The organism is Bradyrhizobium sp. Crot121 (assembly GCF_059512385.1).
Map to the genome: position 1 here is coordinate 128,052 of NZ_JCAMOR010000017.1, position 8,837 is coordinate 136,888.

At 62.3% G+C, this 8,837-nt stretch carries 11 protein-coding genes; 8 read left to right on the plus strand and 3 right to left on the minus strand.

Features of this window, described 5'->3' with window-relative positions; all coding sequences use genetic code 11:
• Window positions 1-58 precede the first annotated feature (58 nt).
• The gene (locus tag AC5ZGW_RS17540) at window positions 59-331 is read left to right on the plus strand and encodes a hypothetical protein (protein WP_130228463.1); all 273 of its coding nucleotides are present in this window, start codon (window positions 59-61) and stop codon (window positions 329-331) included.
• Here the strand turns inward: AC5ZGW_RS17540 and AC5ZGW_RS17545 are convergent.
• On the minus strand, window positions 328-1,053 hold the full coding sequence (locus AC5ZGW_RS17545; protein WP_496113941.1) for a TetR/AcrR family transcriptional regulator: 726 nt from the start codon (window positions 1,051-1,053) through the stop codon (window positions 328-330). The genes AC5ZGW_RS17540 and AC5ZGW_RS17545 overlap by 4 nt on opposite strands.
• Before the next feature lie 113 nt (window positions 1,054-1,166).
• On the opposite strand from AC5ZGW_RS17545, the gene AC5ZGW_RS17550 reads away from it, so the two are divergent.
• The 4 genes from AC5ZGW_RS17550 to AC5ZGW_RS17565 all read left to right on the plus strand — a co-directional run bounded on the left by AC5ZGW_RS17550 (window position 1,167) and on the right by AC5ZGW_RS17565 (window position 4,365).
• Entirely contained in the window at window positions 1,167-2,570 is a 1,404-nt protein-coding gene (locus AC5ZGW_RS17550; protein ID WP_130231066.1) for a carotenoid oxygenase family protein, read from the plus strand.
• Between the two features lie 248 nt (window positions 2,571-2,818).
• Window positions 2,819-3,397 carry a hypothetical protein gene (locus AC5ZGW_RS17555; protein WP_130231068.1) on the plus strand — a complete coding sequence of 193 codons (579 nt, stop codon included), beginning with the start codon at window positions 2,819-2,821 and terminating at the stop codon, window positions 3,395-3,397.
• A 22-nt stretch (window positions 3,398-3,419) separates the two neighbouring features.
• On the plus strand, window positions 3,420-3,974 hold the full coding sequence (locus AC5ZGW_RS17560) for an inner membrane-spanning protein YciB (RefSeq protein WP_130231070.1): 555 nt from the start codon (window positions 3,420-3,422) through the stop codon (window positions 3,972-3,974).
• Between the two features lie 94 nt (window positions 3,975-4,068).
• Entirely contained in the window at window positions 4,069-4,365 is a 297-nt protein-coding gene (locus AC5ZGW_RS17565; RefSeq protein WP_028163534.1) for a hypothetical protein, read from the plus strand.
• 135 nt (window positions 4,366-4,500) lie between these two features.
• Here the strand turns inward: AC5ZGW_RS17565 and AC5ZGW_RS17570 are convergent, their stop codons facing one another.
• Window positions 4,501-6,156, minus strand: coding sequence for a fumarate hydratase (locus AC5ZGW_RS17570; protein ID WP_130231072.1), 1,656 nt, complete (start codon window positions 6,154-6,156; stop codon window positions 4,501-4,503).
• Window positions 6,157-6,364: 208 nt separating this feature from the next.
• Here AC5ZGW_RS17570 and AC5ZGW_RS17575 point away from each other — a divergent pair, with 208 nt between their 5' ends.
• A complete protein-coding gene (locus tag AC5ZGW_RS17575) occupies window positions 6,365-6,844 on the plus strand; it encodes a hypothetical protein (protein WP_165435625.1) in 480 nt (159 codons plus the stop codon).
• 81 nt (window positions 6,845-6,925) lie between these two features.
• On the plus strand, window positions 6,926-7,285 hold the full coding sequence (locus AC5ZGW_RS17580; RefSeq protein ID WP_028163537.1) for a GFA family protein: 360 nt from the start codon (window positions 6,926-6,928) through the stop codon (window positions 7,283-7,285).
• 114 nt (window positions 7,286-7,399) lie between these two features.
• Here the strand turns inward: AC5ZGW_RS17580 and AC5ZGW_RS17585 are convergent, their stop codons facing one another.
• A complete protein-coding gene (locus AC5ZGW_RS17585) occupies window positions 7,400-8,107 on the minus strand; it encodes a glutathione S-transferase (protein ID WP_130231073.1) in 708 nt (235 codons plus the stop codon).
• 157 nt (window positions 8,108-8,264) lie between these two features.
• On the opposite strand from AC5ZGW_RS17585, the gene AC5ZGW_RS17590 reads away from it, so the two are divergent.
• Window positions 8,265-8,669: a DUF3606 domain-containing protein gene (locus AC5ZGW_RS17590; protein WP_028163539.1), complete on the plus strand. Its 405-nt coding sequence runs from the start codon at window positions 8,265-8,267 to the stop codon at window positions 8,667-8,669.
• Window positions 8,670-8,837 lie beyond the last annotated feature (168 nt).

The window sequence follows — 8,837 nt, forward strand, 5'->3', positions numbered from 1 at the left end:
TAGGACAATTCAGCGCCGCTGTCAGGTGTTTCGCGCTTGCCGTTGAAGCTTGCCCACAATGAACGCGTCTGAACAAAGCATGATCCGGTCAAGTGGGAAGCGGCTCTCCGAAAAGATCACGCTCAAACAAGGAGATGAGATCACCATCTCATCGCGGTTCCGCTGTGAAGGCTTGCATGATGAAGCTTGTCATAATGCATGCGTATTCGCCATCCTGCTGGCCGGCAGTCTTAACCATTCAAACGCCCAAACATTCAACAGCAGCTACACGTCGACGGCGCCAAAAGACTGCCGCGCGGTCGGTAAACCAACCAATCTCGACCACTTTTAGTTGGCCGGCGGTCGGAAGGCCGAACTGCGCAGCATCGCATCCAGCAGTGTCTCGGCCGATGTGCCCTCAGGCAGCCGCTTCAGAACGTCGGACAGGCGGCCGTCAAGCAGCAGCGTGGTGAAGCCGTGCGCCAGCGACCAGGCACGCACGATCGCAGCAGCCTGGTCGAGCGACAGCTTCTGCTCCTCGATATGCTCGTGGCGGCTTTCGCCGACCGCACCGGCAAGGCCGCCGAAGGCGGCGCTTGCGGCCTCGTGCAGCGAGGGTCTCGACATGTCGAGCCGCTCGGTGCGGAACATCAGGCCGTACATGCCCGGATGCGCCTGCGCATAGGCGATATAGGCCTTTGCGCGCGCCAGCCCCTTCTCCGCAATGGTGGCGCCGCCTGCGACGGCGGTGCGCATCGCATCGTTGAACTGGCGGAAGCCGATAGCGGCGAGCTCGCTGAGCAGGCCGGTCAGGTCGCCGAAATGATGCGTCGGCGCGGCGTGCGAAACGCCGGCCTCGCGCGCCACCGCCCGTAACGTCAGCCCCGCCAGCCCGTCGCGCTCGAGCACGCGCTCGGCCGCTGTCAACAGCGCCTCGTGCAGCGCGCCATGATGGTAGGGCGCCTCGCCCGACCTGCGCTGCCGGCGCGCCGGCCTCGCGGCCGCTTGTTTCGCGGTCTTCCGCGTTCTCGGCGGTGACGCCTTCGCCTTGTTTTCTCTCGACAATCTCGTCATTCGAATCCTTATAGGTGACAATTTTGACACTGTAAAGATTTTGCTTGACGGTGGGCACCACCGCTTGTATCCATATCTTTACAACGTAAAGATCAAAAATGGAGGGAGTGACGATGGTTGATCAGGCGATCGCTGAGACACCGCGGACCAACTTGGCGCCGATCCCTTTTGAAGCGGATGCGCCGTTCCTGAAAATATCGGGCGAGCTGCCACGTGAGCTTAACGGCACGCTCTATCGGAACGGGCCCAATCCGCAATTCGAGTCCCCCGGCGCGCATTGGTTCGTCGGCGACGGCATGCTGCACGCCTTCCACCTCGAGAACGGCCGGGCCAGCTATCGCAATCGCTGGGTGCGGACGCCGAAATGGCAGGCCGAGCATGATGCCGGCCGCGCATTGTTCGGCGGCTTCGGCCGCCAGCTCCCGGATGCGCCGCCCACGACCACCACTGACGGCGGCGTCGCCAACACCAACATCATCTTCCATGCCGGCCGCCTGCTCGCGCTCGAGGAAGGCCATCTGCCGACCGAGATCGAGCCCGGCACGCTGAAGCGGCTTGGCTATTGCGACTATAGCGGCGCCATCCAGGGCCCCTTCACCGCGCATCCCAAGATCGACCCGAAGACCGGTGAGCTCGTATTCTTCGGCTACAACGCCGCGGGCCCTCTGACCCCTGCCCTTTCCTTCGGCTCGGTCAATTCGTCCGGTGTGGTCACACGCTTCGAGCGTTTTGAATCGCCCTATGCCAGCATGGTGCACGACTTCATCGTCACGGAGAACCATCTGCTGTTTCCGATCCTGCCGGTCACCGGCAGCATGGAGCGGGCGATGAGGGGGAAAGCGCCATATGCCTGGGAGCCCGAGAAAGGCGCCTATGTCGGCGTGATGAAGCGGAGCGCCTCCGCGCAGGACATCACCTGGTTCCGCGCCGAGAGCTGCTACGTCTTCCACGTCGTGAACGCCTGGGAGGAAGGCAGCCACATCATCGCCGACGTCATGCAGTTCGAGGAAGCGCCACTGTTCAACCATCCGGACGGCTCGCCGACGGACCCGAAGAAGAACCGCGCGCGCTATTGCCGCTGGACCTTCGATCTCGCCGGCAATACCGACCGTTTCACGCAAACCTATCTCGACGACCTCACCGGCGAATTCCCGCGCATCGACGATCGCCATGCCGGCTATGCTTTCGCCCATGGCTGGTACGCCTGCGCCAATCCTGCACTGCCGATGTTCGGCGCGCTCTCCGGCATCGTGCATGTCGATGGCACGGGCAAGCGCCGCGGCCACTATCTGCTGCCCGCCGGCGACACCATCTCGGAGCCGGTGTTCGTCGAGCGCGGGAGCGATGCGCCCGAGGGCGACGGCTGGCTGCTCGCAGTGGTCTGGCGCGCCCGGGAAAATCGCAGCGACCTCGCCGTGTTCAACGCGCGCGACGTCCAGGCCGGCCCGATCGCACTGGTCCATCTCGGCCACCGCGTACCCGACGGTTTCCACGGCAATTGGGTCGGCGCCAATTGATGACCCCGCGCCCGCTCCCCGTCAGCCCGGGCGTCGCAACGCGATGAACCCGGAATCTGGAGGTCGCGAGCTCGAGATTCCGGGTTCGTGCTATGCGCGCCCCGGAATGATACCCTCATAAAGATCTGAAATCATTGCGATTTACCAGCAACGCCTTCATTTTGACACTGTAAAGATTTTGCTTGACGATTTCTCGCAATACTTTTAGCTTATCTTTACATTGTCAAGATTAGCACAGAGAGGCGGCCATGACGATTTTCCTCATCCTCGCCCCCTATGGTGCCTTCGCAGCCCTGCTGCTGGTGACGTTGGCGACGGCCAGCCTGTTTGCCGCCGCGGCGATCTGCCTCGCGGTCATCGCATTCGACGTGATGCGTGGCCTCTCGATCAAGATCCTCGGCGTCGGCTCGGTGACCACCTTCGCTGCAATCGGCCTCTATGTCGCCTTCGTCGATCAGCACCTCGGCACCGCGTCGGTGAGGTTCGCCGTCGACACTGGCATCTTCGTGGTTTCGCTCGGCTCGATCCTGGCCCGCCGTCCCTTCACGTTGCAATATGCGCGCGAAGTGGTCGACGCCAACACAGTGCAGCAACCCGGCTTCCTGCGCGTCAACTACGTCATCACCTGGGCCTGGACCATCGCGGCGCTGCTGATGATGGTCGGCAACATCGCCATCGTCTACATGCCGAGCCTGCCGCTGTGGAGCGGGCTTCTGATTGCGTTCGCCGCGCGTAACAGTGCCGTCTTCTTCACCAGGTGGTACCCGCATTACCGGATGACGAAATACGGTGCCCATCCGGTCAATGCGTTGCCCACTGCGAACTGAGTATCGCTGGAAGGACACCACGATGAAGGACGTCTTCGCAAGGCTCGCCTCCGATTTCTTCTCGACCATCGTGTTCCTGGCGGTCTATTTCGCCACCAACAACGTTCTGCTCGCGACGGGGATCGCGATTGCCGGCGCGATCGCGCAGCTGGTGCATTCCCGCATCAAGGGCGAGATGCTCGGCTTCATGACCTGGGCGAGCCTGGCGCTGGTGATCGTGCTCGGCAGCGCCACCCTGCTCACCCACGATCTGCGCTTCGTGCTGGCAAAGCCGGCGATTGCGCATTTCGCGATCGGCGCGATCATGCTCAAGCGCGGCTGGATGCTGCGCTACATGCCGCCGATCGTGGTGCAGACCATTCCGGAATATGTCACCCTCGCCGGCTATGCCTGGGCGGTGCTGATGTTTGCGATCGGCGCCGGCACCATCGCGGTGGCCGCGACCGGCGACATCAAGCTATGGGCGACCTATGTGACACTGGTCGCCGCCGGCTTGAAGATCGCCGCCTTCGCGATCCAATACGTCCTCTTCCGCATCATCGTGACGAGCCGGCTGCGCGCGGCGGCCCGCGCTTAATCATCGCAGGGCGGAAATACAGCGTTGGGCTTGCGCGCGCAGATAGGCTATACCCGCCGACCAAGCTTCACCATTGAACCTCGGGGAGACAGGCATGGCGGTGGACGGAAACTGGAATCTCACCATGAGCACGCCGATGGGCGATCGTCAGGCGACCCTGTCGCTGAAGAACTCGGGCGGCACGCTCACGGGCACGCAGGGCGCAGAAGGCAGCTCGGCCGAGATCTTCGACGGCACCGCCAACGGCGACGATGTCGCCTGGAAGGTTTCCATCACCAACCCGATGCCGCTCACGCTCGAATTCACCGGAAAGGTGACGGGCGACAGCATCGCCGGCGAAATGGGCATCGGCCCGATGGGCAGCTTCCCGTTCACGGGGACAAGGGCGTAAAGCGGCGCCATTATGGGCGCGGCATTTGCTGCAAACTCAGTCGTCATACGCGGGCTTGACCCGCGTATCCATCTCCTTTGAACGATGGATGGCCGGGTCAAGCCCGGCCATGACACATCGTGAGGCTACGCCTCCTCAACCCAGGTTCAACTCCTTGAAGAAGTCGTTGCCCTTGTCATCGATGATGATGAAGGTTGGAAAATCCACGACCTCGATGCGCCAGATCGCTTCCATGCCGAGCTCGGGATATTCGACCACCTCGACCTTCTTGATGCAGTGCTCGGCGAGGTTCGCCGCGGCGCCACCGATCGAGCCGAGATAGAAGCCTCCGTGCTTCTTGCAGGCTTCGCGCACCGCCGGCGCGCGGTTGCCTTTCGCCACCATCACCATCGAGCCGCCGGCGGCCTGGAACTGGTCGACGAAGGAGTCCATGCGCCCGGCCGTGGTCGGACCGAACGCGCCGGACGCGTAGCCATCAGGCGTCTTGGCCGGACCGGCGTAATAGACCGGATGGTTCTTGAAGTAATCCGGCAATGGCTCGCCCTTCTCCAGCCGCTCGCGCAATTTGGCGTGCGCGGAGTCACGTGCGACGATCATGGTGCCGGTCATCGATACGCGCGTCTTGATCGGATGCTTTGAGAGCGTAGCCAGGATATCCTTCATCGGCTGATTGAGATCGATCTTGACGACGTCGCCGCCAAGCGACTGCTCGACCTGCGGCAGATACTGCGCGGGGTTATGCTCGAGCTCCTCCAGATAGACGCCGTCCTTGGTGATCTTGCCGAGCACCTGGCGGTCCGCCGAGCAGGAGACGCCAAGCCCGATCGGCAATGAAGCGCCGTGGCGCGGCAGCCGGATCACGCGCACGTCGTGGCAGAAATACTTGCCGCCGAACTGCGCGCCGACGCCGAGAGACTGCGTCATCTTGTGGATTTCCTGCTCCATCTCCAGATCGCGGAACGCATTGCCGTCGGGCGAGCCATGCGTCGGCAGCGCGTCGAGATAGCGGGCGGACGCGAGCTTCACCGTCTTCATGCAAAGTTCGGCCGAGGTGCCGCCGATCACGATCGCGAGGTGATAAGGCGGGCACGCCGCGGTGCCGAGCGTGAGGATCTTCTCCTTCAGGAACGCCAGCAGCCGATCCTTGGTCAAGACAGACGGCGTCGCCTGGAACAGGAAGCTCTTGTTGGCGCTGCCGCCGCCCTTGGCCATGAACATGAACTTATAGGCATCATCGCCCTCGGCGTAGATCTCGCACTGCGCCGGCATGTTGTTGGCGGTGTTCTTCTCCTCATACATCGACAGCGGCGCCACCTGCGAATAGCGCAGGTTGCGGCGCAGGTAGGCGTCGCGCGCGCCTTCCGACAGCGCCGCCTCGTCATCGCCCTCGGTGATGACGTTGCAACCCTTCTTGCCCATGATGATCGCGGTGCCGGTGTCCTGGCACATCGGCAGCACGCCGCCGGCGGCGATATTGGCGTTCTTGAGGAAATCGAACGCCACGAACTTGTCGTTGTCGCTGGCTTCCTTGTCGTCGAGGATATTGCGAAGCTGCTTGAGGTGCCCCGGCCGCAGGTAATGGTTGATCTCACCGAAGGCGGCCTCCGACAGCGCCCGCAGCGCCTCGCGCGACACCACCAGCATGTCTCGTCCCAGCACCTTCTCGACCCGCACGCCTTCCGCCGTGACCTTCTTGTACGGCGTCGTGTCCTGCCCCAGCGGGAACAACGGCGTGTGCTTATAGGGCGGAACAGGCTTGGACTGGTCGGGGAAAGCGGTGGGAGCGTTCATGGGCATGATCTCGGGTTGGGGCCGGGAACGTCGGCCCGGCATCTAGAGCCGTTCTAAGCATTTTTGCCGTAAAGGAAAGGCGTGGGAACGCTAGCCAGCGATCCGGGGCACCTGCGGTCTCGCGCAGGGCTGGCCCCCGCATATTGACGCAACCCGCTCGACCCTGCATTGAACCCGTGTGGTTTTCCATGCCGGCAGGGGGGCATCCGTGACCAGAACACTCGTATTGCGTCTTCGAGGCGCAGCGCTCGCCGCCGTGCTGGGGCTTTTCTCCGCCCTCGCCGCATTGCCGGCACACGCCGACCAATGCGATGACATCGCCAAGCAGCTCGCCAGCCAGATCGACGGCCTCAAGGTCAACTTCAAGGCCGCCAACGTCGTCTATCTGACCCATCCCGCGACCAGGGAATTGTCGCTCGGCTGCCGCGGCAGGAGCTACTCCATCGAGCTCTATGCCAAGGGCGACCGGAAGCCGAAGCCGGAATTCTATCAACTGGTCAGCTCGGCGGCGGCGATCATCTTCACCGTGCCGAAGGACGACACCACGACCGGCGCCACGCGCTGCCTGAAGCGCATGGGCCTATTGCGCGGCGACAAGGTCAGCATGCGCTTCCGCCGCCTCAACATGGACTGCACGCGCACCAAGACCGAGGCATCGATCGCGATCACCCGCGGCAAGGACGAATAGCGCTGCCGCGGCCCGCGACCTGCTGACCGGACCGAGCCGTTGCGTTATCATGCTTTCCCCGGGATGCGGTGAGGAAGAACGATGCCTGACAGCAAAACCTATACCGGCGGGTGCCATTGCGGACAGGTGCGTTTCGAATGCACCTCCGATCTTGCCATGGTGACCAATTGCAACTGCTCGATCTGCACCAAGAAGGGCCTGCATTTCGCCTTCCTGCCGCCGAGGAGTTTTCAGCTCCGCGCCGGCGAGGAGAACTTGAAGGAATATCTCTTCAACCGGCACGCCATCCGCCATCAATTCTGCATCGACTGCGGCGCCGAGGTGTTTGCCTACGGCAAGAAGCCCGACGGCACTGATGTGGTGGCGCTGAACGTGAGCTGCATCGACGGCATCGAGTTGTCGAAGCTCGCGATGACGCCGTTCGACGGCAAGAACAGTTGATGTCGTTTCATGCACCGTCATGCCCGGGCTTGTCCCGGGCATCCACGTTCTTGGCAACCGAAACCGTGGATGGCCGGGTCAAGCCCGGCCATGACGAGCGGATAGAGCGACGCTTCAAAGATCCAGTTCCTTGTACCGGCGGAAGATGCCCTGCTCGTTGAACGGAATCCGCCGCTCGCTTGCCAGATAGGTCTTGATGTTCGGCCGCTCGGCGACGCGATCGCGCAATTCGACCAGGCGGGGAATGTTCTCCTCGAACGCCTGCATGTGCTTCGGGAAGGCATAACGGAGGCCCTCCACGATCTGAAACAGCGACAGATCGACATAGGTCAGGCGGCGGCCGCTGACGTAAGCACCGCCATTTGCCTCCACGATATCTTCGAAGTAGCCAAGATATTTCGGCACCCGCTCCTTCCAGAATTCCGCGGTGCGCTTCTTCGCCGGCGCCTTCTGGTCCTCGTAATAGAGGCTCGGCCCGAGCGGGTGATGGGTGTCGTGAACTTCCAGCACGAGATCGGCAATCGTGAGCTGCATTTGATGCACCCAAAGCCGTGCCGCTTCGGCCTTCGGCGCCAGGCCATGGCGCGCGCCGAGAAAGAACAGGATATTCGCAGTCTGCCCGATCACGAGCTTGCCGGCTTTGAGGAACGGCGGCGCGAAGGGCGGTGTGCCCTTGCCCGCTTCCATCATCGCCATCATCGCGCTTGTGCCGCCTGCGCCACGCGCCACATCGTCATAATCAGCACCCGCATCCTCCAGCGCGAGTCGCACATATTCGCCGCGGCCCTGGATGTCGGGCCAGTAGTAGAGCTGATAGCGCATGGACGATGCCTCCCCAGTGACAAGCTCATGACAACACCACACTCCTGTGGCCGGCGCGCTCTGTTGCCCCGTGATCGCAATTGTTTGCAAACGCGCGACGATGTTAACCTGTTCCGACCTTGGAACATCCGATTCCCGATCGGACAGGAGAATATTGATGGCGGATAGCAAGAAGAAGCGCGGCGCTGGTGATCGCGCGCGGATCGCGTTGGGCGAAGCTTATGAGGTCGCCTACTGGTCAAAAAAGTTCAAGGTCACGCCGGCCGAGCTGAAATCCGCCGTCAAGAAAGTCGGACATTCCGCCAAGAAGGTGGAAGCCTACTTCAAGGAGCAGAAGCACCTCGCCGCGGACCGTGCGCGGATTGCGGTAAGCGAGCCCTATGAAGTGCGCTACTGGTCCAAGAAGTTCAAAGTCACACCGGCCAAGTTGAAGGCCGCGGTCGCTGCCGTAGGCCATTCGTCGAAGAAAGTCGCAGCCTATGTGGCGAAGAAGAAAACAGCTCCCAAGAAGGTAGCAAAGAAGAAAGTCGCGAAGAAAAAAGCCACCAAGAAGGCCGCCTGAGCGCTCGCTGGAGCATGGTGCGATGAGGTCGAATCGTGTCCGCGATGGCGCTGCGTCCCTTCACCTCTCCCCTAGGGAGAGGTCGGCGTGTGGTCCTAACCGGCTACATAGGTAACAGAATAGACCGGCGACATGGGTAACAGGTCAACTGATCGGCAAGGAGGAGCT

Excerpts from the sequence above, each read along its gene's own strand:
- AC5ZGW_RS17540 (WP_130228463.1), top strand. The coding sequence starts at position 59 with ATGAACGCGTCTGAACAAAGCATGATCCGGTCAAGTGGGAAGCGGCTC.
- AC5ZGW_RS17545 (WP_496113941.1), bottom strand. The coding sequence starts at position 1,053 with ATGACGAGATTGTCGAGAGAAAACAAGGCGAAGGCGTCACCGCCGAGA.
- AC5ZGW_RS17550 (WP_130231066.1), top strand. The coding sequence starts at position 1,167 with ATGGTTGATCAGGCGATCGCTGAGACACCGCGGACCAACTTGGCGCCG.
- AC5ZGW_RS17555 (WP_130231068.1), top strand. The coding sequence starts at position 2,819 with ATGACGATTTTCCTCATCCTCGCCCCCTATGGTGCCTTCGCAGCCCTG.
- AC5ZGW_RS17560 (WP_130231070.1), top strand. The coding sequence starts at position 3,420 with ATGAAGGACGTCTTCGCAAGGCTCGCCTCCGATTTCTTCTCGACCATC.
- AC5ZGW_RS17565 (WP_028163534.1), top strand. The coding sequence starts at position 4,069 with ATGGCGGTGGACGGAAACTGGAATCTCACCATGAGCACGCCGATGGGC.
- AC5ZGW_RS17570 (WP_130231072.1), bottom strand. The coding sequence starts at position 6,156 with ATGAACGCTCCCACCGCTTTCCCCGACCAGTCCAAGCCTGTTCCGCCC.
- AC5ZGW_RS17580 (WP_028163537.1), top strand. The coding sequence starts at position 6,926 with ATGCCTGACAGCAAAACCTATACCGGCGGGTGCCATTGCGGACAGGTG.
- AC5ZGW_RS17585 (WP_130231073.1), bottom strand. The coding sequence starts at position 8,107 with ATGCGCTATCAGCTCTACTACTGGCCCGACATCCAGGGCCGCGGCGAA.
- AC5ZGW_RS17590 (WP_028163539.1), top strand. The coding sequence starts at position 8,265 with ATGGCGGATAGCAAGAAGAAGCGCGGCGCTGGTGATCGCGCGCGGATC.